The 26530-nt window shown below is 36.2% G+C and carries 23 protein-coding genes; 22 read left to right on the top strand and 1 reads right to left on the bottom strand.

Annotated features, from left to right (window positions below; translation table 11 throughout):
* Nucleotides 1-37: 37 nt before the first annotated feature.
* The 9 genes from WMO42_RS06595 to WMO42_RS06555 all read left to right on the top strand — a co-directional run bounded on the left by WMO42_RS06595 (nt 38) and on the right by WMO42_RS06555 (nt 9318).
* Complete coding sequence (locus WMO42_RS06595; protein ID WP_349191825.1) at nt 38-634, top strand: CDP-alcohol phosphatidyltransferase family protein; 597 nt, start codon at nt 38-40, stop codon at nt 632-634.
* Nucleotides 606-1241 (top strand): putative ABC transporter permease, encoded by a 636-nt coding sequence (locus WMO42_RS06590; RefSeq protein WP_318255809.1) that lies wholly within the window; start codon nt 606-608, stop codon nt 1239-1241. Before WMO42_RS06595 ends, WMO42_RS06590 begins: the two co-directional genes overlap by 29 nt.
* Nucleotides 1242-1256: 15 nt before the next feature.
* Nucleotides 1257-3065: a glycerophosphodiester phosphodiesterase family protein gene (locus WMO42_RS06585; protein ID WP_349191823.1), complete on the top strand. Its 1809-nt coding sequence runs from the start codon at nt 1257-1259 to the stop codon at nt 3063-3065.
* Nucleotides 3066-3114: 49 nt separating this feature from the next.
* Nucleotides 3115-4833, top strand: coding sequence for a phosphoenolpyruvate--protein phosphotransferase (gene ptsP / locus WMO42_RS06580; RefSeq protein WP_055306730.1), 1719 nt, complete (start codon nt 3115-3117; stop codon nt 4831-4833).
* 82 nt (nt 4834-4915) lie between these two features.
* Nucleotides 4916-6157, top strand: a complete 1242-nt coding sequence (gene hflX, locus WMO42_RS06575) for a GTPase HflX (RefSeq protein WP_022502293.1) — start codon at nt 4916-4918, stop codon at nt 6155-6157.
* On the top strand, nt 6154-6666 hold the full coding sequence (locus WMO42_RS06570) for a dihydrofolate reductase (protein ID WP_022502292.1): 513 nt from the start codon (nt 6154-6156) through the stop codon (nt 6664-6666). The genes hflX and WMO42_RS06570 overlap by 4 nt, the downstream gene beginning before the upstream one ends.
* On the top strand, nt 6629-7615 hold the full coding sequence (locus WMO42_RS06565; RefSeq protein ID WP_349191821.1) for a hypothetical protein: 987 nt from the start codon (nt 6629-6631) through the stop codon (nt 7613-7615). The genes WMO42_RS06570 and WMO42_RS06565 overlap by 38 nt, the downstream gene beginning before the upstream one ends.
* Nucleotides 7616-7720: 105 nt before the next feature.
* Nucleotides 7721-8278 carry a sigma-70 family RNA polymerase sigma factor gene (locus WMO42_RS06560; protein WP_349191819.1) on the top strand — a complete coding sequence of 186 codons (558 nt, stop codon included), beginning with the start codon at nt 7721-7723 and terminating at the stop codon, nt 8276-8278.
* The gene (locus WMO42_RS06555; protein ID WP_055176189.1) at nt 8275-9318 is read left to right on the top strand and encodes a hypothetical protein; all 1044 of its coding nucleotides are present in this window, start codon (nt 8275-8277) and stop codon (nt 9316-9318) included. The genes WMO42_RS06560 and WMO42_RS06555 overlap by 4 nt, the downstream gene beginning before the upstream one ends.
* A gap of 124 nt (nt 9319-9442) precedes the next feature.
* Here WMO42_RS06555 and WMO42_RS06550 read toward each other — a convergent pair whose 3' ends face one another.
* Nucleotides 9443-10450: an N-acetylmuramoyl-L-alanine amidase gene (locus WMO42_RS06550; protein ID WP_349191817.1), complete on the bottom strand. Its 1008-nt coding sequence runs from the start codon at nt 10448-10450 to the stop codon at nt 9443-9445.
* Between the two features lie 102 nt (nt 10451-10552).
* Here WMO42_RS06550 and WMO42_RS06545 point away from each other — a divergent pair, with 102 nt between their 5' ends.
* The 13 genes from WMO42_RS06545 to WMO42_RS06485 all read left to right on the top strand — a co-directional run bounded on the left by WMO42_RS06545 (nt 10553) and on the right by WMO42_RS06485 (nt 26528).
* Nucleotides 10553-11818, top strand: coding sequence for a peptidoglycan-binding protein (locus WMO42_RS06545; RefSeq protein ID WP_242858642.1), 1266 nt, complete (start codon nt 10553-10555; stop codon nt 11816-11818).
* A 249-nt stretch (nt 11819-12067) separates the two neighbouring features.
* The gene (gene infC, locus WMO42_RS06540) at nt 12068-12562 is read left to right on the top strand and encodes a translation initiation factor IF-3 (RefSeq protein WP_055176183.1); all 495 of its coding nucleotides are present in this window, start codon (nt 12068-12070) and stop codon (nt 12560-12562) included.
* Nucleotides 12563-12605: 43 nt separating this feature from the next.
* Entirely contained in the window at nt 12606-12803 is a 198-nt protein-coding gene (gene rpmI, locus WMO42_RS06535; RefSeq protein WP_021867234.1) for a 50S ribosomal protein L35, read from the top strand.
* 42 nt (nt 12804-12845) lie between these two features.
* Nucleotides 12846-13202: a 50S ribosomal protein L20 gene (gene rplT, locus WMO42_RS06530; protein ID WP_022502285.1), complete on the top strand. Its 357-nt coding sequence runs from the start codon at nt 12846-12848 to the stop codon at nt 13200-13202.
* A 209-nt stretch (nt 13203-13411) separates the two neighbouring features.
* Nucleotides 13412-14473, top strand: a complete 1062-nt coding sequence (locus WMO42_RS06525; RefSeq protein ID WP_055176180.1) for an FKBP-type peptidyl-prolyl cis-trans isomerase — start codon at nt 13412-13414, stop codon at nt 14471-14473.
* A 265-nt stretch (nt 14474-14738) separates the two neighbouring features.
* Nucleotides 14739-17246: a UvrD-helicase domain-containing protein gene (locus tag WMO42_RS06520; RefSeq protein WP_349191816.1), complete on the top strand. Its 2508-nt coding sequence runs from the start codon at nt 14739-14741 to the stop codon at nt 17244-17246.
* Nucleotides 17247-17318: 72 nt separating this feature from the next.
* Nucleotides 17319-17582 (top strand): hypothetical protein, encoded by a 264-nt coding sequence (locus WMO42_RS06515; protein ID WP_022502282.1) that lies wholly within the window; start codon nt 17319-17321, stop codon nt 17580-17582.
* A 188-nt stretch (nt 17583-17770) separates the two neighbouring features.
* On the top strand, nt 17771-19426 hold the full coding sequence (rlmD, locus tag WMO42_RS06510; RefSeq protein ID WP_349191815.1) for a 23S rRNA (uracil(1939)-C(5))-methyltransferase RlmD: 1656 nt from the start codon (nt 17771-17773) through the stop codon (nt 19424-19426).
* Nucleotides 19427-19438: 12 nt separating this feature from the next.
* Complete coding sequence (locus WMO42_RS06505; protein ID WP_349153568.1) at nt 19439-19684, top strand: hypothetical protein; 246 nt, start codon at nt 19439-19441, stop codon at nt 19682-19684.
* Between the two features lie 82 nt (nt 19685-19766).
* The gene (locus WMO42_RS06500) at nt 19767-21686 is read left to right on the top strand and encodes a site-specific DNA-methyltransferase (RefSeq protein WP_349191814.1); all 1920 of its coding nucleotides are present in this window, start codon (nt 19767-19769) and stop codon (nt 21684-21686) included.
* 3 nt (nt 21687-21689) lie between these two features.
* Nucleotides 21690-24344 carry a DEAD/DEAH box helicase family protein gene (locus tag WMO42_RS06495; protein WP_349153570.1) on the top strand — a complete coding sequence of 885 codons (2655 nt, stop codon included), beginning with the start codon at nt 21690-21692 and terminating at the stop codon, nt 24342-24344.
* A 469-nt stretch (nt 24345-24813) separates the two neighbouring features.
* Nucleotides 24814-25008 carry a hypothetical protein gene (locus tag WMO42_RS06490; protein WP_349153571.1) on the top strand — a complete coding sequence of 65 codons (195 nt, stop codon included), beginning with the start codon at nt 24814-24816 and terminating at the stop codon, nt 25006-25008.
* A gap of 257 nt (nt 25009-25265) precedes the next feature.
* Nucleotides 25266-26528 (top strand): ATP-binding protein, encoded by a 1263-nt coding sequence (locus tag WMO42_RS06485; protein WP_349153572.1) that lies wholly within the window; start codon nt 25266-25268, stop codon nt 26526-26528.
* Nucleotides 26529-26530 lie beyond the last annotated feature (2 nt).

Raw genomic sequence — 26530 nt, 5'->3', positions numbered from 1 at the left:
GATATCTATAGATATTCGTATGAATTGAGGATTTTGAATGAAGTTTAAGTTTGAGGTTAAAGATCTTTTTAAACTCCCCAATATTTTATGTTATATAAGAATTGCACTGGTTCCGCTGTTTGTATATCTTTATTTTACGGCAGAAGAACCAGTGGATTATTATGTTGCGACACTTGTTGTAATGCTTTCGGGGATAACAGATTTTATTGATGGGCAGATAGCAAGACGTTGTAATATGATAACTGATTTGGGTAAGATTATTGATCCGGCAGCAGATAAGCTTATGCAGCTTGCAATGTTAGTTACTCTGGCTATTAATATTCCATATATGTGCATACTTGCTGTATATCTTATTGTCAAAGAGGTAGTTATGGCACTTATGGGTCTTGTAGTTATGAAAAGGGCGAATAGGAGATTAGATGGTGCTAAATGGTATGGCAAGGTATGTACAGCAGTATTGTATGTGTGTATGCTTGCTTTAGTTGCATTTCCGCATATGCAGGTTAATCTTCAATATGTTATAATGATAGTGTGTGCAGCAGTATTGACATTTGCATTTATTATGTATATAAGAATATATATAATAATGTTAAAAGATAACCATTATGGTAATGATGAAAGAAAGTTGTATTAATATGTATAATATATTTGATATTACATTTAGGGAAATGAATGTTAACCAGTTAGCGGTATGGTTTTTTATATATAGTTTTTTTGGCTGGGCTATGGAATGTATAGTCATAAGAAAACAGCTTGGATATTGGGAGAACAGGGGTTTTGCCAAGCTTCCGTTCTGCGTTATATATGGATTTGGCGTGTTTATAGCATTTCATATATTTGCACCAATTGAGGGTAATTACCCTGCTTTATACATTGCTGGTGCTATATGTGCGACAATATTTGAGTATATGACAGCAAGACTTATGCAGAAGCTTTTCGGTGAAGTATGGTGGAATTACGACCATCTAAGATTTAATTATAAAGGAATAATATGCCTTCAAAGCACTCTTGGCTGGGGGTTATTAGCAGTTCTTATATTTAGTGTATTCAATAAAATGGTAGAACGTGTTGTATTCAGTATGGATATGAGGGTAACTACAGTGTTATCAATTGTGCTTGTTATATCATATGTTGTGGATTTCTCTTACCATTTTACTAAGAGAATTGCTAATAAGAAAATGGAAAGTGTAGTTGCACAGGCTTCAAGTGCTGGCAGCCTTCAGAGGTTTTTTCATAGATAATCAGCGGGGTGGACAATGTTAGAAAGTCTTAAGAATAATGTCAGGCTGCTTCGCAGGAGCAAACGACACGTAATTCTGTTTGAACTGACATATAAGTTACTGGCAGTAGCAGTTATATATCCTATATTAACTGCCGCCATTAATCTTTGTATGAAGGTTGCAGGAATCAGATATTTAACAAATGAATATATTGTAAAGGCACTGACAAACCCTGTTGTTATTATAGCTTTGTTTACAGGCATTATACTGTTTGTCGGTTACTGCATTTACGAGATGGCATATTTGGCTGTGTGCTTTGAAACTAAGAGAAAAGGTAATAACGCATCTATAATTGATAATATATATAATGCGTACCTGCGTCTTAAAAATTTAATCCGAATTCAAAGCATACCGCTTTTTTTATTTTTCTTTATTTCGATTATATTTATAAATGTTACAATTGTCGCTAATCTTATATATTCAGATACATTGATCAATCTTATCGGAAGTACGATGAGAAGAAACAGGTATATGATATATATGCTTGTGGCAATAGTTATGGTTCTTATATATTATTATGTTATAAGAGGCATTTTCTCATTTAATATATATATGATGGAGGGGAAGAATTTCAGACAGTCATATAAGAAAAGCTCACAGATTGTAAGAAATAACAGATTAAGGGTAATTATGTCTGTTATTGTATATAATCTTGCAATATTTGCAGCTATAGCAGTGTTCTATACAGTTATTTCGCTTATACTTATAGGCGGTGTTAAGCTGTTGGATATGGCTTATCTTGGAAGTGCGGTATATTTATCAGTTCTTAGGGAATTGAGGGCCGGTGTGAAGATTTTTCTTGTGTTTATATCAATACCTTGTTCATTCTCAATGATTTCATATATGTATTATAAATATTCCGATCTGGATGATATTGAATTTGAATTCGTGGATATTGACGAAGGTTCAGCAAGGGTCAACAGGATAATATATGCAGTTGTGCTGGCATTATCCATAGTGCTTGATGTTATATATATAATTGGGTCATTTAATAATAATCCGTTTGAGAGAGTGGCTATATTCCACAATACGGATATAACTGCCCACAGAGGTGCTTCAGTAGATGCACCTGAGAATACTCTTGCGGCATTCAGTAAGGCGATTGAAGATATGGCTGATGTTATAGAGTTAGATGTCCAGATGACCCAAGACGGCTATATTGTTGTTATGCATGATACATCAGCATACAGGACTACAGGTGTTCTAAAGAATATTACGGAGTTTACTTTAAGAGAAGTTAAAAGACTTGATGCCGGGTATTGGTATTCAGAGGAGTACAAGGGCGAGAAAGTTCCAACACTTGAAGAAGTATTGCAGCTTGCCAAAGGAAAGATTAAACTTAATATAGAGATTAAAACGGCGGATAACAGTGATGAGGTAGCAAAGAAGGTTGTAAAGCTTATACAGAAATATTCAATGCAGGATTCGTGCGTTATCACCTCATTTGATTATAGTGCATTGCAGGCTGTTAGGTCTTATGATGAGGACATAGAAGTCGGGTATATATTATCGGTGGCCTATGGAAAGTTCTATGAGATAGATGACGTGGATTTCTTTAGCGTCAATGCTTCGTTCCTTACTAAGAGAGTTGTTGATGCTATTCATAATTCAGGAAAGCAGGTATATGCGTGGACTGTTAATAATGACGCTTCTATAAAGAATCTTACTAATAAAGGTGTTGATAATATAATAACTGACAAACCTGTAACGGCAAGAGAGGTTATATATTCAAGAGATACAAGTGAGACATTGATTAATATGATAAAGTATGTATTTAACCAGTGATTAGCTTGGTAACATATATGCGTAAATGTACGCGGAAACGGGGGTCTATATGTTAAGAGGTATAGGTACATCTAAGGGAATTGGTATAGGAAAAGCACTTATTATCCATAAGTGTAAGAATGCTGTCAGCCGTGTTAAGATTAAGGATACAGAAGCTGAGGTTGATAAGTTCAATGAGGCTGTGGAAAAGTTCATACAGGAGACTAATGAGCTTGTGGATAAGTTGTCACAGAAGCTTAATGGTGATGATAAGAATGCTCTTGTATTAAAAAATCAGGAATATCTTATAAGAGATCCTGAGTTTACCAGTGGTGTAATAAGTGCTATAACTAATGACAAGCTTAATGCAGAAGCTGCGGTTGAAGATACCTGTGAGATGTTAAAGAACATATTCTTAAGCTTTAACAATGATACGATGACACAGAGAGTAGCCGATATTGAAGATATGAAACAGCGTCTTATAGCAATAATGCAGGGACAGAAGCATATTGATCTTACTAAGCTTTCTGATAATACTGTTATTATTGCCGATGAAATCCATCCATCTATGACAGCTAATATGGATACAGAGCATATTGCCGGTATTATATCAGAGAAAGGTGGAGATACATCACACGCTTCAATTCTTGCAAGAGCATTAGAAATCCCTGCTGTATTAAGTGTTAAGGATATATGCAGTAAAATAGCAGAGGGTGAGGAGGTTATAGTTGATGGAGCTTACGGCGAAGTATTCGTCAATCCTACACCTATAACTCTTAAGATATATAATAAAAAGAAAAAAGCATATGATGAAAGAGTTAAGGAACTTAAAAAATATATAGATAAACAGACTGTTACCAGGGATGGCAGAAAAGTAATGCTTGCTGCTAATATAGGCAATGCTGATGAGGCTGCTAAAGCTGTAAAGGCTGGAGCTGAGGGTGTCGGACTTTTCAGGACGGAATTCTTATTTATGAACAAGCAGGCACTCCCAACAGAGGAGGAGCAGTATAACGAATATAAGAAAGCAGCAGTTGTGCTTGATGGCAGACAGCTTACGATAAGAACGCTTGATATTGGCGGAGATAAAGATATTCCTTATATGGGACTCACAAAGGAGTTAAATCCATTTCTTGGATACAGGGCCATAAGGTTCTGCCTCGACAGGGTAGATATATTTACAACCCAGTTAAGGGCTGTATTAAGGGCAAGTGCATATGGCAATATAAGAATTATGATTCCTATGATAACTTCTGTTACAGAGGTGCAGGCAGTTAAGAAGATTATAAATGGTATATGCAGGGATCTGGACAAGAAAGACATTAAGTATGATAAGGACATAAAGATAGGTGTTATGATAGAGACACCAGCCGCGGCAATAATGGCAGATGTACTGGCACATGAGGTTGATTTCTTCTCAATCGGTACGAATGATTTGACACAGTATACACTTGCTGTTGACAGAGGCAATGAGAATGTTGCTTATCTTTACTCTGCACTCAATCCAGCCGTTATACGAAGTATTAAACACATAATTGAGTGTGCACATAATGCAGGTATAGAAGCAGGAATGTGTGGAGAAGCGGCGGCAGATGAAAGAATGATACCACTTCTTCTTAATTTTGGACTTGATGAGTTCTCTGTTACAGTGAGCAGGGTGCTTGAAACTAGAAAAGAGATAGCTTCGTGGAGCAGTAAGGAAGTAAAAGAGATAACAGAAAATGTTATGAATTATTCGGAAGAAAAGGAAGTATCTAACTATCTTAGCGACTGCATAGCAAAAGAATAGATTATTATATAATAAATGCTTTGTGATGATTGATATGTTAAGACATCTGCTTCTGGCATAATAGAATTAATTGGAGGAAAATATGGCATTATATGATACAGATGACGAGCAGGAAAAGGTTGTACTTGTCGGCGTAGAGTTAAATCCTCTTGACGACTGCGGGAAGTCGTTAGAGGAGTTAGCAGAGCTTGCTAAGACTGCCGGAGCGGTCACAGTAGGAAAGATGATACAGCCGCGTGACAGCTTCCACCCTGCAACATATATTGGTAAGGGTAAGCTTGAAGAATTAAGGCTTATGATAGATGAGCTTGGTGCAACAGGAATAATATGTGATGATGAGCTGTCTCCAGCACAGTTAAGAAATCTTGAAGATGTTCTTAATACTAAGATTATGGACAGAACAATGGTTATTCTTGATATATTTGCCGCAAGAGCTTCATCAAGTGAAGGTAAAATACAGGTTGAGATGGCACAGTTAAAATACAGGTCAACAAGACTTGCAGGACTTGGAACAACACTCTCAAGACTTGGTGGTGGAATAGGAACAAGAGGACCGGGCGAGAAGAAGATAGAAACAGACAGGCGAATAATAAGGGACAGGATTGCTCATTTGTCAGGTGAGTTAAAGGAGATTAAGAGCCACAGAGATGTGCAAAGACAGAACAGACAGGACAGTTCTACACCAGTAGCGGCTATAGTAGGTTATACTAATGCGGGTAAGTCAACACTTCTTAACAGGCTGACCGATGCAGGTGTATTATCTGAGGACAAGCTGTTTGCAACACTTGATCCTACAACGAGGGCACTTACACTTCCTAACAAGGAAAAAGTGCTTATGACAGATACTGTTGGATTTATCAGAAAGCTTCCACATAATCTTATAGAGGCATTTAAGAGTACACTTGAGGAAGCGAAATATGCAGATATGATAATTCACGTTGTGGACTGCTCTAATGATGATTACGAAAGACATATGGCAACAGTATATGAGACATTGAAGCAGTTAGATGTAGGTGATAAGCCGATAATTACACTTTTTAATAAATGTGATAAATACGGCGAACTTCCTATACTCAAGGACAGCAAAGCTGATTATGTTGAGAATATTTCAGCCAGGACGGGTGTGGGAATAGATGAATTTCTGGAAGATGTGCAGGATATTATATTAAAGAGCAGAATTAGAATAGAAAGAGTATTTCCTTACAGCGATGCAGGCAAAATCCAGCTTATAAGAGAATACGGACAGCTTGAAAGTGAGGAATACACACAGGAGGGCATAAGTGTCAAAGGATATGTGCCAGCCTGGGTAGGAGGCAAACTATGAATTTAATTGCACTTGTTGATAAAAAATGGGGAATAGCTAATAAAGGAAGAGAACTTGTTGATATTCCAGAGGATAAGAAGCTGTTCCGTGAAGAAACTTATGGAAAAGTTGTTATTATGGGAAGAAAGACATTAGAAGCACTTCCTAACCAGTCAGCACTTGTTGGAAGAAAGAATATTGTTCTTACAAGAAATAAAGATTATGAAGCTAAAGACGTATGTTTATGCCATAGTGTTGAAGATGTGCTTGAGAAGGTAAAAAATGTGGATAGTAAGGATGTATATGTCATCGGTGGTGGACAGATATACAAAGAATTCCTTCCATATTGTGATACAGCACATATTACAAAGGTTGATTACTCTTACGAAGCAGATACTTATATAAGTGATTTTGATAAGCTTAAAGACTGGAGAATTACAGGACAGAGTGATGAACATACATATTTTGATATATGTTATGAGTTTGTAAGGTATGAAAGAAAGGGTAAGGCTGATGAAATGCCAGAATAAAAAGAAAAATGTAAAGCGTGCTGTGGCTGGTATAATATTTCTTTCCGTAATAGCAATAATATTATCGGCATATGGCGTTACACAAATGTATGCTTCTCCAGAGAAAAAAGCTTTAAAAACGATGTTGAAATCTGGAGAACTTTTACAAAGCACAGTTGAAAAATATATAAACAACATAGATGTAAGTGCCAATAACTATACTGGAAAAATTAATATATCGGAGTTGATATATGATAATGCTGATTATATGCAGGGTAAGAATAGTGCAGAATATACCATTACAGCTAATATCGATAATAATGGAATAAATGTAGTTATACCTGAATTGACTAATGATACATTTTTAATATCTAAAGCTGATATATCAAGATATATTAATATAGATGCAGATCAGCTTAAGCCTGTTTTAAAAGCTGCATTAGCTGACTTTGTGAAGGGCTATGAAGTTATGGCAATGGATTGCGTGAATACAGTCAGCGAAACAGGAAAACACACTTATAATATTAATATAGATGAAACAGCTTTAGTTAATGGCTTTAATACATTTGTGGATGAATTATATAAAGATTCACAGGTTCTTCCATATATTTCGTTGTTAAATGTATATGGCATAAAAAAGGACAGTATTAAATCTGAATTTGCCACGGAAGTAAAGGACTGCAATGTAGTGCTTGATATAGAGGCTGACAGGGATAATAACCTTGTAAAGGTGAGTGCTGTAGTATATTACAATCAAAACGCTGTCTGTAATATGGTTATTGATTTTGATGGACTGGATAATATGACGCTATATATTATGGCTGAATATTCACAGGCTGAATATGTGAATTCGGTAATACAGATGGATATGCAAAGTGATAATGTAATAGGAGTGTCAGCCGATGCAGATATACATTTTATGAATCACAGTTTAAAGCTTAAGGCATCAGGAAATATTAATATCCAATAAGTCTTTGCAAAATAATTATTTTACATTTCTGTAACCAATCCTGAAAAAAGCGTACTCTATAAGTGAAAGCTTTCAAAAAGAAATAATTAAGGACGATTTAATAAAGTGTGCAGCGAAGAAAAAATAATTGATTTAATAGCAAACAGAGATGAATCTGGAATGCGTGAATTAATGGAGCGGTATCAAAGACCATTAATGAAGCTTGCAATGAATATGCTTGACAGTGAGGAAGATGCAAGAGAATGTGTTAATGATACGTTTTATGAAGTATGGAAATCAGTTCCAGATAACAGACCGCAATATTTGTTTGCATATTCAGCTACTATATGCAGACATATAATCTGCAAGAGAATAGACCATGACAATGCATTAAAAAGAAGCTCTAATGTTATAGAACTTACAACCGAGATGGAACAGTGTATCGGCAAGCCTGATAAAGCACTTGAGGGTGATGAACATATGGTAGGAGAATTGATTAATACATTTCTTAAAACATTGGATACTGATAAGAGAAATATATTTATCAAAAGATACTGGTATTCACAACCTGTTAAAGTTATATCAAAAGAACTTGGAAAGAGCGAAAGTTCAGTTAAGGTTGCACTGCACAGATTAAGGAAAGATTTAAAGAAGTTTTTGGAAAGTGAGGGCGTTTTGGTATGAATGGTGAGAAATTATTTAAGTCAATGAACAATATTAATCAGGAGTGGATTGAGCAGGCAAAGCCAGCTAATAAGCCTGTCATAATGAGAACCAGATCAAAAATATATAGAAATATAGCAGCAGCGGCAGCCGCAGTGATTGCAATCTCGGGATTAACTTACACTGGTGTATACGCGTACCAGAAGTATCTTGTCCCAAAGAGTAATGTCAATTTTGAATCTCATATAAGCGGGGATAGTTCGGTTAATGTCTATAATACAGGTAATGTTACATCTACAGAAGAATCTAATGTTGACGTGGAATGGGGAAAATATGTTGCTAATGGTGGAAGATTTTATATTGAACTGACTATAAAGTCAAAAGACGGAAGTCCGATTATACCTAATGATGATACCTTAAGTCCAATAATTGGTACATTTGATTTTGCAGATACTGTAATAAAAATAAGTGATGAAACAGACCAGTTCAAATCAACAGGTACATTATACCATCTTAATTATAATGGTATGTCAGATGATGGTTCAGAAATATATGCAGAATTAATATATGTTAATGCTGATTCAAGAGATATTGTTAATCATAACATTTCGATTGATGTTAAGGATCTTAAGTGTACGTACAGAAATGGTGAAGATAATAAAACAAGAGAAACCAGAACCTTAGCAACAGGGGAGTGGTCTTTTGAAACAGTTCTTAAGAGTAGCAGCACAGGTGTGCTTAGTACAACTCCTAATATATCGGTTACATCATCTTGTAATGCAGACCAGACTATCAATATAGATACACTTAAATGTGATGGATTCGTACTTGATATATATGGAACAGGAAATGCAGACTTTAAGTGGTTTGGCATGAGTGGTAAATATGCACCTGTAGTACATCTTAAAGATGGCACAGTTGTTAGTATTGACAATAAAACTTCTGATTTAAGTGCCAAAGCAGGTATTATGCATATATCATTTGCATTAAAACAGGTTATCAGTGTTGATAATATTGCATCTATTGAGTGGCATGGTGTAACAATATATTCAGCAGAATAATAAACTATAATTAATAACTACAGCTCCTAAAATGTAAAATAACCTAAAATAAACCCTTCAAAAGTAAGACACTGTTTCTGACTTTTGGAGGGTTTTAAATGTTTGTTAATTAAATAGCAATCTGTTATGAATATACAATGTATGTGCTGTAGCGGAATCTTCTTAAACGCTGTTCCATTTTAATAGCATTTAAGAGAATACGGTAAGCACCGACCTGGACTTTATAATAGCCGTCCTCATATATTATAAATGCAGGAAAGCCGTCCATTAAAAGTGAATTAAGCATTCTATCGGAATTATCCTTGTTGCGGTATGCGCCAACCTGTACACGGTAAAGTGCTTCATTTTCTGTGTCATAATCATTATTGTCACAAGGACATTGTGGCATAATATTTGAACTACTGACAGGGACAGAAAACACCTCGTTATCAGGTGGGATGGAATTAACCATAGCTGTGCTGTCAATTGGGGCAGAAGCAGTTCTGCCAGAGTTATTCATTTGGCTGTTGCTGCTATTATTGTTGTTACTATTGTTGTTGCTATTATTATTGTTGTCAGTGCGATTGCTTTTATTGGAAGTGGTATTTCCGGGCCTGCCTGATGGTATGCTTTCTAATATTCCGTCTGCGATTGCTTGTGCAATGCTGTCGAATTCTTCATCAAATAGATAATTGTCTTTATCGTTGTTAATAAATCCAGCTTCAACAAGAACGGCTGGCATTTTGGTACGTTTAAGGACAACAAGGTTTTTGCGTTCGTCTACACCAAGATTTTTAAAGCCAGCATCTTCAAGCTGGTTATTAATATTTCTTGCCACCTCAGCCTTTAAACCAGTATCGCTGTATACAAGGGTTTCAACGCCTGAATACTGGTTAGGATTTTCTGAGGAATTGCGGTGTATTGATACGAAAAGGTCGGCACCGGAATTATTCGCATCGGTTGCTTTCTTAAATGGAGTTTCGTATTCGTCAGTAGTTCTTGTGTAATATACATCTATGCCATTTTTTTTAAGTATGTCACCGACAGCTAAAGTAAGGTCGAGAGTGTCCTCTTTTTCCTGTCTACCCTTATATACAGCACCGGGGTCGCTTCCACCGTGTCCGGCATCAAGGGCGATTTTATAATCAGCCATAAATCCTCCTAAAGGAAATATCAGTTTATTTTATTCATAAAATTTCATAAAGATACATATAATAATCAAAAATATAATGAATAATATAAGAGGAATTAGATTATGGTGTATGTACATACAATGGAAACTCCTGCCGATGCAATAGATAAAGGGAAAATGCGCATTAACGTATATGATAAACAGCAGGGCACACCATTGGCAGATGCAAGGATTTCACTTGCATATACAGGAAATCCTGAAAGAATTATCAATGAGATAACTACTGACTCAGAAGGAGCAGTTAATCTTGATGATCTTCTCACACCACCGGTGGAGTATAGTATGGAACCAGGTGAGAACCAGCCATTTTCGGAATACACTATTGATGTTAATGCAGATGGCTACGAGGAGATTAATATATCCGGTATTGATGTATTCTCAGGGGAAACAAGTATTCAGAATGTGTATCTGAATGAAGATAACAGGGAGATTCCAGAGAATAATATTGTAATTCCGGTTAATACGCTGTATGGCAGCTATCCTGCCAAGATACCAGAGACTGAGATTAAGCCGGTACGCCAGTCGGGGGAGATTGTGTTAAGCCGCGTTGTAATACCAGAAACAATAGTTGTGCACGATGGTGTTCCTACAGACTCCACAGCACTTGATTATTATGTGAGATACAAGGATTATATTAAAAATGTAGCGAGCAGTGAAATATATTCGACATGGCCAAGACAGACGTTGGAAGCTAATATTTTAGCGATTATGTCCTTTACCTTAAACAGAGTGTATACAGAGTGGTACAGAAACCAGAATTACAACTTTACGATAACCTCATCAACTGCATTTGACCACAAATGGGTCAACGGACGTAATATATTTGAAAGCATTTCACAGGTTGTGGATGAAATATTTGATAATTATCTGTCAAGACCGAATGTAAAACAGCCGATATTAACACAGTATTGTGATGGAAAGAAATCGAGCTGTCCTGACTGGATGACACAATGGGGAAGTAAATATCTGGGTGATCAGGGATATTCCTCAATAGATATATTAAGATATTATTATGGAGATAATATGTACATTAATACGGCTGAACAGATACAGGGTATTCCGTCATCGTGGCCTGGTGCAGATCTTGATATAGGCTCATCAGGGCAGAAGGTAAGGCAGCTGCAGGAACAGCTTAATCTTATAGGGGATTATTACACAGCAATACCGGCACTGACGGTTGACGGGATATATGGAGAGCGTACAGCTGAGGCAGTAAGGCAGTTTCAGAGAATTAATAATATGCCGCAGACTGGTGTCGTGGATTTCCCAACCTGGTACAGAATATCGGACAGATATGTAAGGCTGTCAGGAATTGCAGAGCTTAATTGAAAATTTCTACAATTATTTTCATAATTATATAAAATATTAGTTGACAGCTATAATTATTAGTGATACACTCTAATAGTTGTTAAACAAAGCAGAGTATCCACTCTCACCTTAGCGCAATCGGGCGACTTGGGTTTATATTTTTAAGAATGTGCATGATAAACAGCAATTAAGATGCATTATGATTAAAAAGTGGATAGTCTGACTATCCACTTTTTTTGATTTTGGAGGTGCACTACTATTAGCGAATTAATGATTAACGAGCAGATCCGTGATAAGGAAGTTCGTGTTATTGGAGAAGAAGGACAGCAGCTTGGAGTTATGTCTCCTAAGGATGCTATGAAACTGGCAAGAGAGGCAGAGGTTGATTTAGTAAAGATTGCCCCATCTGCAAAGCCACCTGTATGTAAGCTTGTGGATTATGGCAAGTATAAGTATGAACTTGTCAGAAAAGAGAAGGAAGCTAAGAAGAAGCAGAGAACAATAGAAGTCAAAGAAGTTCGTTTGTCACCTAACATAGATGTTAATGATTTGAATACTAAGTGTAATTCAGCAAGAAAGTTCATCGAGAAAGGCGATAAAGTAAAGGTATCTTTAAGATTTAGAGGCCGTGAGATGGCACATATCGATTCCAGCAAGCATATATTAGAAGATTTTGCTGAGAAGTTAAGTGATATTGCAGTAGTAGACAAAGCTCCAAAGTTAGAAGGCAGGAGCATGACTATGTTTTTAACTGAAAAACGTTAAAATATTATTTATTCCATATGAGAATTAAATTAGGAGGATTATTATGCCAAAGGTAAAGACAAAAAGAGCAGCTGCAAAGCGTTTTAAAGTAACTGGAACAGGTAAATTAAAGAGAATGAAAGCTTACAAGAGCCATATTCTTACAAAGAAGACTACTAAGAGAAAGAGAAATCTTAGACATGCAGCTATGACAGATGCAACTAATGTAAAGACAATGAAGAAGATTATGCCATATTTATAAGATATGGATGTCTGTGATTGATTATTAGGAGGAAATTAAGAAATGGCAAGAATTAAAGGCGGTATGAACGCAAAGAAGAAGCATAACAGAGTATTAAAGCTCGCTAAGGGTTATAGAGGAGCTAGATCTAAGCAGTACAGAGTTGCTAAGCAGTCTGTAATGAGAGCTCTTACAGAGAGTTACAAGGGTAGAAAGCAGAAGAAGAGACAGTTCAGACAGTTATGGATTGCAAGAATCAATGCTGCAGCAAGAATGAACGGTCTTTCATACAGCAAGTTTATGTATGGTTTAAAGTTAGCTAACATCGACCTTAACAGAAAGGTATTAGCTGAGATGGCTGTAAACGATGCAGAAGGATTTGCTAAGTTAGCAGAAGTAGCTAAGGCTAAGCTTGCTTAATTAAGATTTATATTGGTATTAATACCAGTTATATAAAAGGCAGAAAGCGAATTGATGTGTTCCAGTAATTCGGGAGCATATCAGATTGGGCTTTTTGCCTTTTTTTGTGATAATATTGTGAAACATTTGCATAATACTGGTTTTAAATGTGATATTGTGGTATAGTTTATAAGTCGGTGTTACGGCAATATTTAATGTGGAGACAGGTTATGAGAAAAGTATTAAAGAATAAAGTTGTAAAATATGCTGTTACAGCAGCTATGGTTATGTCAGTTATGATGACAACAGCCTGTAACAGTAAGATAAAGGTAGATTATGGATACAATCCAACTGATTATGTAGAGCTTGGAGATTATAAGGGAATTCAGGCTGAGGTTGATGTAACAGCCATAACTAATCAGGTTATAGATGATAAGATTGCAGAACAGCTTGAAAGTGAGACAACATATACAGATGTTAACAGGGAAGCACAGAAAGGCGATAAGGTTACATTTGGTTATACTGGTACATCAGGCGGACTTTCAATAGATGATTTTACTGGTTCTGATTATAGTATGACACTTGGTAAGGATGCTTTCCCTGTTGCAGGAACTGGCTTAGATGAAGAATTATATGGAATGGTTGCAGGACAGACTAAGGTAATAACAATCACACTTCCAGAGAATTCAAAGTATTCTGATTATGCTGGCAAGAGAGTTGTATTCGAGCTTACAATGAGTTATGTACAGCAGGCTAATGTTCCTATGCTTACAGATGCTTTTGTTAAGAGTGCGTTCAACTGCGAAACAGTTGATTCATATAAGGCACATGTTAAGAATGATGTCAGTGGAACAATAGAAACTAAGATAACAGAAGCTAAGAATGAAGCAATACTTACCCAGCTCCTTGACAAATGCAAGGTTACAGGTTATCCAGAGGAATTCCTTGCACAGCAGTCATCAAAGCTTGAGGAATCAATAAGCTTTTACAGCACACTTCAGGGAAAGACTAATGATGAATATTGCCAGAACCTTTATGGCATGACATTTGATGAATTCGTTAAGGCATCAGCAGGACAGCAGCTTGTATATCAGGCAATTGCAGAAAAGGAAGGACTTGCAATTACAGATTATGAATACAAGGATGACCTTGAGCAGTTCGCTAAGGACAGCGGTTATTCAAAGGTAGATACATTTACAGATAAATATGACAAAGAAACTATTGTTAAGTCTATGCTTGTTAAGAAGGCACAGAATTTAGTAATGGATAGTGCAGTCATAACAGAGAAGTAGGATATATAAGAATACATTTGTTGAACATACACTATAAATCAGAAATCATAGCTGGATAAATATATTTAATGATATACTAATTCAGACAATGGTTTCTGATTTTTTGCTTTTAAAATTATCGAACATTTGTTATACTAAATTATGATATTGTGTATGCACAGTATGTGAAGGTTAAGTTTAGATGTACTGTTGATTTTAGTTAAGTGCATATGTAAGTTAAAGTGGAGATAGTGTGAGTATAATCACACATTGGATTGGAGCGTATATGAATTTAGATGGTTTAAATGACTGCCAGAAAAGAGCGGTTAAAAGGACAGATGGTCCGCTTCTTATTATAGCGGGAGCAGGTTCTGGAAAGACAAGAGTTCTTACTAACAGGATAGCCTATCTTATAGATGATTGTGGTGTAGCACCATATAATATACTTGCTATTACATTTACTAATAAAGCGGCAAGGGAGATGAGAGAGAGAGTTGATGCGACAGTAGGACAGCAGGCTGGCGAAGTGTGGGTAAGCACCTTCCACTCTACCTGTGTGCGGATTCTCAGGCGTTATATAGATAGAATTGGTTATTCCAATACATTTACAATATATGATACAGATGACGTCAAGAGTGTTATAAAGGATATATGTAAGAAGTTCAATATAGATACGAAGATGCTCAAGGAAAAAACAATTATGAATGCGATATCGCACGCCAAAGATGAGCTTATGAGTCCGGATCAGATGGAGCTTGAGGCAGGTGGTGACTACAACGGCAAGAGAATTGCCAATGTATACAGGGAGTATCAGAAGACATTAAAGCTTAATAATGCACTTGATTTTGATGATTTAATATACAAGACAGTAGAATTATTGGAAAATGATGCTGAAGTACTTAATTATTATCAGGAACGATTTAAGTATATTATGGTTGATGAGTATCAGGATACTAATACATCGCAGTTTAAGCTTATATCAATGCTTGCCGCCAAATATGGCAATCTCTGCGTGGTTGGGGATGATGATCAGTCAATATACAAGTTCAGGGGTGCTAATATTACCAACATATTGAATTTTGAGAATACATTTGCAGGAACTAAAGTAATAAAGCTTGAGCAGAATTATCGTTCAACACAGACAATTCTTAATGCAGCCAATGCGGTCATAAGCAATAATATAGGAAGAAAAGCAAAGAGTCTGTGGACAGAGAATGGCGAGGGTGAAAAGGTTAATTATACACTTTATGAAAATGGATATGATGAGGCACAGGGTGTTGTTGACAGCATAAGTTCTATGGTAAGGGACGGCTGGAATTACAACGATATTGCCATATTATACAGGACTAATGCACAGTCTAGAGCGTTGGAAGAAAAGCTTATGTTAAAGAATATACCATACCGTATATATGGCGGAATAAGCTTTTATCAGCGTAAGGAAATAAAAGATATACTTGCATATTTAAAGACTATAGACAATGGTATGGACGGACAGGCAGTAAAACGTATTATCAATGTTCCAAAGCGTGGAATTGGTGCGACAACAATTGAACGAGTTCAGGAATATGCAGACCAGAATGACATAACATTCTGGCAGGCTCTGTGCGATGCTGAGCATATCGATACGATAAAACGAGGTGTTGGAAAGTTAGAGCCATTTGTTACACTTATAGGTTCACTTAAGGCAAAGCAGGAATTTATGAGCATAAAAGAACTTGCCGAAACTGTTGTAAGTGATACAAGATATATAGAATGTCTTGCAGAGAGCGAAACAGCAGAAGAAATAGAAGCAAGACAGGAAAATATAGATGAATTGATTAACAAAATAGTAAGCTATGAGGAGAGCTGCCGACAGAAGGAAGAAACTCCTACATTAAGCGGTTTCCTTGAAGAAGTTGCACTCATAGCAGATATTGATAATCTTAATGAGTCAGATAAGCAGGTAATGCTTATGACATTACATAGTGCCAAAGGTCTTGAATTCCCTATTGTGTATATGACAGGAATGGAAGATGGCCTTTTTCCAAGTTATATGACAATAGTGTCAGATGACCCTGCAGAGATAGAGGAAGAAAGACGACTTTGCTATGTAGGAATAACAAGAGCAGAGAAGATACTTAACTTAAGCAGCGCGAAGATGCGTATGGTACGCGGTGAAACACAGATGAATAAAGTATCACGCTTTATTAAAGAAATTCCCGAAGAATATATGCACATAGAAAATAATAGTTCAGGATATAATAAAGGTAAGATTGCATATGGAGGAAAAGATGACTCAGAGGAAACACGTTCGTATAATATCAGAGCCAATGCCAAAGCCGCTCTTAACAGATACGGTTCAGGCAATGTGAATTATAAAGAACCAAAACGTGTATCAATCGGCGGCTCAACTTCAGCAGGCTACAGGTCTTCTGTGAGAAAGGCGAATACTAAGGTTGGTTTTGGTAAAGAATTTCCTATGGATATATTTGACTTAAAGAAGTCATCGAAGGCTGCTGGAGCTGGAGACAGTGGAACTGGCGGTAGATTGACAGCAGGTGGAAAATCTGTATCAGGCGGAAGTTATGCAGGTGCTTCATATGGCACAGCGGGTTTGACTGCCTCTGTTGGCAGTGCTGGTGGAACATCTGGACTTGGATATGGTGTTGGCGATACCGTGGTTCATGCCAAATTTGGAAAAGGAAAAGTAATTTCAATTGATAATGGCACAAGAGATTATATGGTAACTGTAACATTTGATGAGTATGGTTTAAAGAAAATGCTTGCAGGCTTTGCAAAGCTTAAAAAAGCCTAAATATGGTGACAAATAAAATATGTTGTGATACAATATATTTACTTTAAAAGTGTTTTGAAAGGAGCGGTTGTTATGAATAAGGATAAGATTGAAGAGCTTATTGCGGCAAGCAAGCTCAATGAACTTCTTCACAAGAAAGATGTAGAAGAGAGCAAGAAGAAAAGTAATGTAATTATCATAGTATTAGCAGTTATTGGAGCGGTTGCAGCATTAGCAGCTATCGTATATGCAATCTATAGATACTTCACACCAGATTATCTTGATGATTTTGATGATGATTTTGATGATGACGACTTTGATGAAGACTTTGAAGATGATGATGAATTCGAGAACTAATTATTCTGCCAATTAAAGAATGATTAAGACAAAGACCACTGGCTGGCTTACAGCCAGTGGTTTTTTAGATGTTCGGTGATGTGGGAGGAAGGCTGGTTAGCTGGTGGTTGGTTCGTATAAAAAATTGATAAAGAATAAGGACAGGGTTAGTTTCCTGATTGATTATATAGAAGGATTGGAGATAAAAGATGAAAAAAGGCGGCATATATACAGGTTATGTAGAAAGCGTGGATTTTCCTAATAAGGGAAATGTAATAGTTAAGACAGAGGAAGACGGACAGACTATAGAGGAAAAGGTTGTGGTAAAGAATTCAATACCGGGACAGACAGTTAAATTTATGGTAAATAAGAAGAAGCACGGCAAATGTGAAGGAAGGCTTCTTGAAGTTGTCTGTCAGGCAGATACAGAAACTAACGAAAGATGTGAGCATTTTGGCAAATGCGGTGGCTGCGTATACCAGACTGTGAAGTACGAAGAACAGTTAAAGATGAAAGAAAATGCAGTGAAGAAGCTTCTTGCTCCTGTTATTAATACAGAATATGAGTGGGAGGGAATAATTGGAAGCCCTGTATCAAGTGAATACCGTAACAAAATGGAATTTTCATTTGGCGATGAGGTAAAAGATGGTCCGATAGCTCTCGGTTTACATAAGAGAAACAGTATGTATGACATAGTAACAGTAACAGGTTGTAAGATTGTGGATAATGATTACAGAAAAATACTCAAGTGTGTATATGATTATGCACTTGAGAAAAATCTCACTTATTACCACAAAATGAAGCACGAGGGGTATCTTAGACATTTGCTTGTAAGAAAAGCCGTAAAGACAGGACAAATCCTTGTGGACATTGTGACAACTACAATTAATGATATCCCTATGGACGAGCTTGCAGACAGATTAAAAGCATTGTCACTTGATGGAGAGATAACAGGCTTCCTGCACACCTACAATGACAGTGTTGCCGATGCGGTAATCAACCAAAAGACAGAGATAGTATTCGGAAAGGATTATATTGAAGAAGAGCTTCTTGGACTTAAATTCAAGATTACAACATTTTCATTCTTCCAGACTAACTCACTTGGTGCAGAAGTACTGTACTCAAAGGCAAGAGATTATGTCGGAACAACAAAAGACAAGGTCATATTCGATCTGTACAGTGGAACAGGAACAATTGCACAGATGTTAGCCCCGGTTGCAAAGAAAGTCATCGGCGTTGAGATAATACCAGAAGCTGTCGAAGCAGCCAGGATTAATGCTGGCATAAATGGACTTGATAACTGCGAATTCATCGCAGATGATGTGCTTAATGCTCTCGATAACATTAAGGACAAGCCGGACTTTATCGTCCTCGACCCACCAAGAGATGGTATCAATCCTAAGGCACTTAAGAAGATAATTGATTTTGGTGTTGATTCTATGGTGTATATTTCCTGTAAGCCTACAAGTCTTGCAAGGGATCTGGTTATGTTGCAGGAGAGTGGGTATGAGGTAAAAAAAGGGTGTTGTATAGATATGTTTCCAAATACTGGACATGTAGAGACGGTAGTTCTTTTGTCCCAACAAAAGCCAGATGACAGGATTGAGGTTGAGATAGAACTGGATGAGTTAGATTTAACTAGTGCGGACAGTAAGGCGACTTATAAAGAAATACAGGAATATGTGCTGGAGAAGTACGGATTAAAGGTTTCTAATCTGTATATTTCACAAGAAAAAAGAAAATGTGGTATAGAGGTTGGGGTGAATTATAATCTGCCTAAATCGGAGGATAGCAGACAGCCGCAATGTCCGGTGGAGAAGGAAATGGCGATAAAGGATGCACTGAAGCATTTTGGGATGATTTAGAGAGGTGAGCACATGGTATTAAACTATACGGTGTATCAGTATGATAGCAGCAAGAACGCAGTTGTTATGACAGATATGGATGGCAAGGAGCTTGTGATTGACTGTGATAAGACAGAAACGCAGGTTGTGTTTGATGACCCGGAGGATGCAGGAATCCTTGCCAGACTTGCAAGAGAGGAGCCTACAAGTTATGTAAGCTTTGCTATGCGTCCGGGTGGATTGCAGGATTATGTGGATGTTTGGAATGAGTTGAATTGATATAGATATTTCCTAATCGAATTGTTTATTGGGATGAAATTTGAAGCCAATCATAATAAGTACAAGTGAAGGAGCGGACAATATGACTAAGTTTTATGAAGCAGTATTGGATGTACTTAAACAGGATAATAGATTTTTTTCTGAAGAAGGAATTCTCTTGAGAAATGCTGTATACGAGGCAACTATGCAGATGGATGCTCAGCTTATTCGTCTGTTATTGTCTAATGAGGTAACAAAGGAACAATTTTTTAAGGATGTAGATGGTATATCTGTTTTTGATAAAGTGGAGTTTGGATGGGTTGTGAATAACAAAGAGTTTTTGCCGGATAGTTATACACGATTTAAGAATAAAATTGGACTTGCTGATGATAATGGAGATATAATTTCTTCCAAAGGTACTGTTGAATTAGTTTTCCCGTACAAGGATTGTGTACTTGAAGGTGGGCAAACAAAGGATGAGCAAAAACGTAGCGAAATTTTCTATAATGAAACTTTGGCACCTGATGAAGTCGATAGATTATTCTATCCGAAAGTGCTGATAAATGCAAAAAAATATTCATTAACTGGTGTTGAAACGGTTAACACTTTTTCTCCTAATGATAATATGATTATTAAAGGCAATAATTTGATGGCGCTTTCTTCTCTATTGAAAAAGTATGCAGGTCAAGTTAAATGCATTTATATAGATCCGCCATATTTCTTTAGGGAAAATAAAGCAACAGATACATTCAAATATAATTCAAATTTTCATTTGTCAAGTTGGTTAGTATTTATGAAAGATAGACTTTCAATAGCTAAAAAAATTATGAAACCAGGTGGAACTATTTGGATTAGTATTAACGAGGATGGTATGCATTATCTTAAAGTGATGGCAGATGATATTTTTGGTGCGGATCATTTTGTTGGGACTGTTCCTCGTAGAACAAGGAGCGGGAAGTCTGATGTACCATTTAATTTTTCTCAGGATTTTGATTGGATTCTTGTATATACTAATGTATCAGATAATGAAAAGATTGTTGGCAGAAAAGTAGAAAGAAAATATTATGAAACACCTGATTATCCAGGAAATCCATGGAGACTTGCAGATTTAACTTCACAACAACCTGCAAGTAAGCGCCCCAATTCCTATTTTACGATGATTGATCCTAAAACAGGAAAAGAATATCCGGCAAGCGAGAAAAGAACCTGGGCAGTTACAAAAGATACTTTTGAATATTACTATAATCTAGGAGCAATTGTATTTCCAGATGATTATGAATTTTTAAATATATCTAAACCATATGCAAGGAAATTCAAATCTGATGATAATAGTGGAAAATTGAGTGCTGTAATTTCAGACGTTTTAATTCAAGATTTTCTTAAGGAACTTCTTTGTGATTGTAAAAATATGGATGGCAACTCACAGATAGATGACCTATTCGGACGAGATGAATTTGATTATGCTAAGCCTGAGAATCTTATTAAAAATATTTTGGAGGTTTCTACAGAAGAAGGAGATTTAGTAATGGATTTCTTTTTGGGTTCTGGTACGACCTGTGCTGTTGCTCATAAAATGAACCGTCGCTATATTGGTGTAGATCAGATGGATTATATAGAACGCTTAGCGGTTGAACGAATTAAAAAGGTTATTGATGGAGAGAATGGAGGAATATCTGCAGATGTAGATTGGCAAGGTGGAGGTTCTTTTATATATTGTGAGCTCGCAAAAGCTAATCAAAATTTCGTGGATGAAATTCAAACTGCTACAACTATTGATGAAATTAAAGATATATATGATCGTATCATAGCAACAGGATTTATTAGCAGTAAGGTAAATCCGAAAGACATTGATGCAAATGTAGATGATTTTTATTCTTTATCTATTGATGACCAGAAGCGTTTCCTTATGGAATTACTTGATAAAAATTTGTTGTATGTAAATTACTGTGATATAGACGATGAAGAATACGGTATCAGCGAAGATGATAAGGCATTTACAAGAAGCTTCTATGGGGAGGTGTGATCTATGGCATTTCTGTATACAAAAATGGATGATTTACGTGAATATGGATATATTTCTGAGATGCCATCATACATTCCGAACAACTTAAATCCAGCTTTTGAATTGCGTCCATATCAGATTGCAGCATTCGAGAATTTTATTACACATTTTGAAAGCCCTAAATGTCCACGTCCAACGCAGGTGCTATTTCATATGGCAACAGGAAGTGGAAAGACTTTGATTATGGCTGGACTTATGCTTTACCTATATAAAAAAGGCTACAGAAATTTTCTGTTCTTTGTAAACTTGTCAACTATAGTAAAGAAGACAGAAGACAATTTCCTAAATGCTGCATCAAGTAAATATTTATTTGCAGATGAGATTGTGTTAGAGGGAGAACGTATACCGATAAAGAAAGTTAATAATTTTCAATCAACAGATCCAGATGCTATTAATATTTGTTTTTCTACAACTCAAGGTTTGCATACGGATATGTGGTTTACTAAAGAAAATGGCATCTCTTTTGATGATTTTGATGATGTCAAAACTGTGCTTATTTCTGATGAAGCTCATCATTTAAATGTAACAACAAAGAGACCTAGTCAAGAAGAAAAAGAAAACTATCATTCTTGGGAACAGACAGTTAAGAGTATTTTTGGCAGAAATAACGAGAATGTTCTGTTAGAGTTTACTGCTACTTGTGATCTTGCTAATCCTCAGATTCGTGCAGAGTACGAAAATAAAATTATATTTGATTACCCATTACATAAATTCCGTGCGGATCTTTATTCAAAAGAGATTAAAACGCTTCGTTCGGATATGGATATTATGGACAGGGCTATTCAGGCTTTGGTGTTGAGCCAGTATAGATTAAAAGTTTTTCAGGACAATCATTTATCCATCAAACCAGTTGTGTTATTTAAGTCTGCCAAAATTGCAGACAGCAAAGCGTTTATGGCAGCTTTTATAGAGGCTGTGAAAAAGCTTAATGGTTCTACAATAGAGAGAATTTCTGCATTAATTGATAATCCAACAATGCACCAAGCATATGATTATTTTTCAGCTTCGGGAATTACTTTTGATATGCTTGCACAGGAACTTCGCGAGGATTTTTCAGAAGAACATTGTGTATCCGTTAATGATGATAAAGAAGCGGATATGAAACAAATTTTGCTCAATTCTTTGGAAGATGCTTCAAATCCATATAGAGCAATTTTTGAAGTAAAGAAACTGGATGAAGGTTGGGATGTATTAAATCTTTTTGATATAGTGCGTTTGTATGAAACAAGACAGTCAGGTGGTAAATCAATATCTTCTGCAACTGTGTCAGAAGCGCAACTTATAGGGCGTGGTGCTAGATATTGTCCGTTTAAAATAAATGATGAACAGACAAAGTTTCAACGCAAATATGATAATGATGTGGAAAATGAGCTTCGTATTTGTGAGGAGTTGTATTACCATTGTCAAAATGATAGTAGATATATAGGTGAACTACATAATGCACTACGTGAAATAGGTATTGAACCAGATAAAACAATTACAAAGCATTATATTTTGAAGGATGATTTTAAACAGGATGATCTTTATAAAACAGGTTTAATATTTTTGAATGATCGAGTAGTTAAGAGTCGTTCTGAAGTTAAAGAATTACTTCCGTCGATAAGGGATAAAATCTATTCTGTGACGTTAGCAACAGGGCAATCTGGTGAGGATATTATTCTTGATAATGAACAGAGTGTTGCGGTTGATGGTAAGACAAAAACAAAGTTATATACCACTACAATTGGAAAAATTGCAAATATAAATTATGCTATTGTAAATAAGGCGCTTGCGAAAATTCCGGTGTATAAATTTAATACTTTAAAAAGTAGATTTCCAAATTTAAAGTCGACAAGAGAATTTATAACAAGTGGTAGCTATCTAGGAAATATAAAAATTGATATTCGTAGCAAATATGATGTGCCATTGGTGACTATTCTATCAACGGTTGTTACAAGTGTACTCACAAAGATAGCGGCATCTATTTCTACAATTGAGGAAGAATACGAGGGTACTAAGGATTTCCGTGCAGTTAATATACATGATGTTTTCCGGGATAAAGCTGTAAATTATACTAATATTGTGGATGGTGGAATTGGAGTGTCTCAAAATGATGATACCGTGCCGGATACAATGCGTATCGACTTAAAAGGAGAAGATTGGTTTGCATTTACAGATAATTATGGAACATCTGAAGAAAAAGCATTTGTATCTTATTTTCGTGATCATGTAGATGAATTGAAATCTATTTATAGTAAAGTTTATTTAGTGCGTAATGAAAGACAGATGCACATCTATTCATTTGATGGTGGTGAAAGATTTGAGCCTGATTATGTGTTGTTTTTACAGAAGGATAATGCAGACGGATTTGAACAAATGCAAGTGTTCATTGAGCCAAAGGGCACACATCTGTTGGAATCAGATGGTTGGAAGGAAGATTTTCTTCTGCAATTGAAAGAAAATGCAATTCCAATAAAAACATTTGTTGATGATAATAATTATCATATATGGGGCTTTCACTTCTTTAATAGAGATGTGAGAGGAGCTGAATTTAGTGCTGATTTTGAGATGCTACAAAAACCGGAAGATCATTTAAAAGTATTAAATGCTTATGCTAAAGGAATAGTCAATTCAAATTAGTAAAGTTATTTCATATGTGAGTCAAAAAGTGCAGCACCTTTCCGAAAAGGTGAGTCAAAAAGTTGCGTACCTTTTCAAAAGGTGCTCCAAAAAGTGACGCACCTATATAAATATCAGGGGGGGGGTTAGGGGATTTCTTCCCTAACTAGATGCATTTTGAGATGGATATCCAAAATGCGTATCTAGCAAAAGCCACCTAGAGATTTTTTTACAACATCAAAAAATATGCTGTTTTAAGTAAGATATTTGGGAAAAGGTGAGTGTGTCAAGATTTCTGACATTGACTGAGGTAGTGTATCGATAAACGAATGAAAATTTGATAATTAACAGCGGAAGTTTTTTCTCTTTTGAAACCTTGTTATTTTATCCGTGAAGATGTATATTAGGGATAGGAATAACATACCACCCAGTGCGGATGTATTTGATACAGATGGTGGTATTGCGGTATGTGAAGGGAAGGAGGAAAGCTTTGAATAAGGAATTTGAACGCTACTGCACATTCCTGGCTGAGATGATGGAGAAGTACGGAGTACAGGTTATGCGAGACATAGCTACAGCAATCCAGTTTGATCCGGAGACTTGGGAATTTGATGCAGAAGGAAAACGACTACGGTGCGAAGCTTATGCAAGACGATTTATGAAGCAGTATTTAAGGGCAGCATAAGAAACATCGGCATCCTGCGAGAGTGGAATGTGATACATAGAAAGAGCGTTCAAGTTAATAACGAAATTTAAGATTTAAAATAATAATATGATATCAAATAATGTATAATCACTTAATTTGTACAAGGTGCAGGTTAGGTGATTTTTTAATATCAAGGCACAAATACACAACAAAATGAGAAAAAACCTCATTTGCGTGTTGAATTTTAAGAAAAACTGTATATAATAGAAAATAGAAAAGAAGGCGAGGTAGCAATCATGTTAATACAATTTAATTTTAAAAATTTTAAATCTTTCAGAGAAGAGGCTACTTTGGATTTGTCTGCGGCGAAGATGACTGAGTTTTCAGACAGAGTGGTGACTGTTGGCAGTGAGAAGATTTTGCCGGTTGCTGCCATCTATGGTGCAAATGCAAGCGGAAAGTCTAACATATACAATGCTTTTGAATATATGTCTGATTATGTTGCAGATTCTTTTAAGTACGGAGATGAGGAAGAAAAGTTTGAAGAGTTCAGACCGACTCCGTTCTTGTTTGATTCCACATCTGCTGATGCAGAATCCAGCTTTGAGATTTATTTCACATTACCAGGAGATAAGTCGGAGAGAACATATAACTATGGTTTCTGTATCAATAAGGAAGGTGTAACGGAAGAGTGGCTTAATTCCAAGGCGAAGACTGCCAGAAAGTACAGTACAGTATTTTATCGTGGAACTACGGACGAGGAGCTTGATTTATCAGGATTTCCTAAGAGTAGCAGGGATAATATTCAGGTAGCACTGGAAAAGCAGGTACTTATTGTCTCTTTGGGAGCGAAGTTGAAGGTTAATAAGTGTAAGGCGATTAGGGATTGGTTCATTGCAAATGAGTTTGCTGATTTTGGTGATCCTTTTACTAATTTCTTTATGTCACGCAGATTGCCTAAGGGATTTGTGGAAGATAAGAATGTTCAGCAGAAGGTGGTGGAATATTTTGCATCTTTTGATGAGCATATCAAAGATTTCAGAATTGAAAAGGTTCCACAGGAGGGAGAATCTAAGGAAGAAAGATACAAGATTAACGCACTCCATAAGAAGATTGATTCTGATGAAATGGCTGAAATTCCTTTGGGAATGGAGTCTGCTGGAACTTTAAAGATGTTTGCATTATATCCGGAATTGCAGGAAGTATTAGAGAAGGGAAGTGTATTCTTCATTGATGAATTAAATGCTCGTCTGCATCCGTTGCTCGTAAGGAATTTCCTACTAACATTTTTGAATCCGGAAATCAATACAAATCATGCTCAGCTTGTATTTACAACTCATGATACATGGCAGTTGTCTAATCAGTTGTTGCGTCGTGATGAAATCTGGTTTGTAGAAAAGGATGATCGAGGAGTTTCTACACTTTATTCATTGGCTGATTTTGTGGATGAAGATGGCTCCCGTATCCGCAAGGATGAAAGCTATGAGAAGAATTACCTGATTGGAAAGTATGGGGCGATTCCTACCTTAAAGAGCATTGATATATTTAAGGAGGAATAAGT

The organism is Lachnospira sp. CLA-JM-H23, assembly GCF_040096425.1.
Lineage (GTDB): Bacteria > Bacillota > Clostridia > Lachnospirales > Lachnospiraceae > Lachnospira > Lachnospira rogosae.
This window is presented reverse-complemented; position numbering and strand designations above follow the sequence as displayed.

Coding starts and splice junctions, on each gene's coding strand:
- WMO42_RS06500 (WP_349191814.1), top strand. CDS start 19,767: ATGACTAAGTTTTATGAAGCAGTATTGGATGTACTTAAACAGGATAAT.
- WMO42_RS06495 (WP_349153570.1), top strand. CDS start 21,690: ATGGCATTTCTGTATACAAAAATGGATGATTTACGTGAATATGGATAT.
- WMO42_RS06555 (WP_055176189.1), top strand. CDS start 8,275: ATGAATGGTGAGAAATTATTTAAGTCAATGAACAATATTAATCAGGAG.
- rplT (WP_022502285.1), top strand. CDS start 12,846: ATGGCAAGAATTAAAGGCGGTATGAACGCAAAGAAGAAGCATAACAGA.
- WMO42_RS06550 (WP_349191817.1), bottom strand. CDS start 10,450: ATGGCTGATTATAAAATCGCCCTTGATGCCGGACACGGTGGAAGCGAC.
- WMO42_RS06520 (WP_349191816.1), top strand. CDS start 14,739: ATGAATTTAGATGGTTTAAATGACTGCCAGAAAAGAGCGGTTAAAAGG.
- WMO42_RS06585 (WP_349191823.1), top strand. CDS start 1,257: ATGTTAGAAAGTCTTAAGAATAATGTCAGGCTGCTTCGCAGGAGCAAA.
- WMO42_RS06505 (WP_349153568.1), top strand. CDS start 19,439: ATGGTATTAAACTATACGGTGTATCAGTATGATAGCAGCAAGAACGCA.
- ptsP (WP_055306730.1), top strand. CDS start 3,115: ATGTTAAGAGGTATAGGTACATCTAAGGGAATTGGTATAGGAAAAGCA.
- WMO42_RS06515 (WP_022502282.1), top strand. CDS start 17,319: ATGAATAAGGATAAGATTGAAGAGCTTATTGCGGCAAGCAAGCTCAAT.
- WMO42_RS06590 (WP_318255809.1), top strand. CDS start 606: ATGGTAATGATGAAAGAAAGTTGTATTAATATGTATAATATATTTGAT.
- WMO42_RS06485 (WP_349153572.1), top strand. CDS start 25,266: ATGTTAATACAATTTAATTTTAAAAATTTTAAATCTTTCAGAGAAGAG.
- hflX (WP_022502293.1), top strand. CDS start 4,916: ATGGCATTATATGATACAGATGACGAGCAGGAAAAGGTTGTACTTGTC.
- WMO42_RS06545 (WP_242858642.1), top strand. CDS start 10,553: ATGGTGTATGTACATACAATGGAAACTCCTGCCGATGCAATAGATAAA.
- WMO42_RS06595 (WP_349191825.1), top strand. CDS start 38: ATGAAGTTTAAGTTTGAGGTTAAAGATCTTTTTAAACTCCCCAATATT.
- rlmD (WP_349191815.1), top strand. CDS start 17,771: ATGAAAAAAGGCGGCATATATACAGGTTATGTAGAAAGCGTGGATTTT.
- rpmI (WP_021867234.1), top strand. CDS start 12,606: ATGCCAAAGGTAAAGACAAAAAGAGCAGCTGCAAAGCGTTTTAAAGTA.
- infC (WP_055176183.1), top strand. CDS start 12,068: ATGATTAACGAGCAGATCCGTGATAAGGAAGTTCGTGTTATTGGAGAA.
- WMO42_RS06570 (WP_022502292.1), top strand. CDS start 6,154: ATGAATTTAATTGCACTTGTTGATAAAAAATGGGGAATAGCTAATAAA.
- WMO42_RS06525 (WP_055176180.1), top strand. CDS start 13,412: ATGAGAAAAGTATTAAAGAATAAAGTTGTAAAATATGCTGTTACAGCA.
- WMO42_RS06565 (WP_349191821.1), top strand. CDS start 6,629: ATGAAAGAAAGGGTAAGGCTGATGAAATGCCAGAATAAAAAGAAAAAT.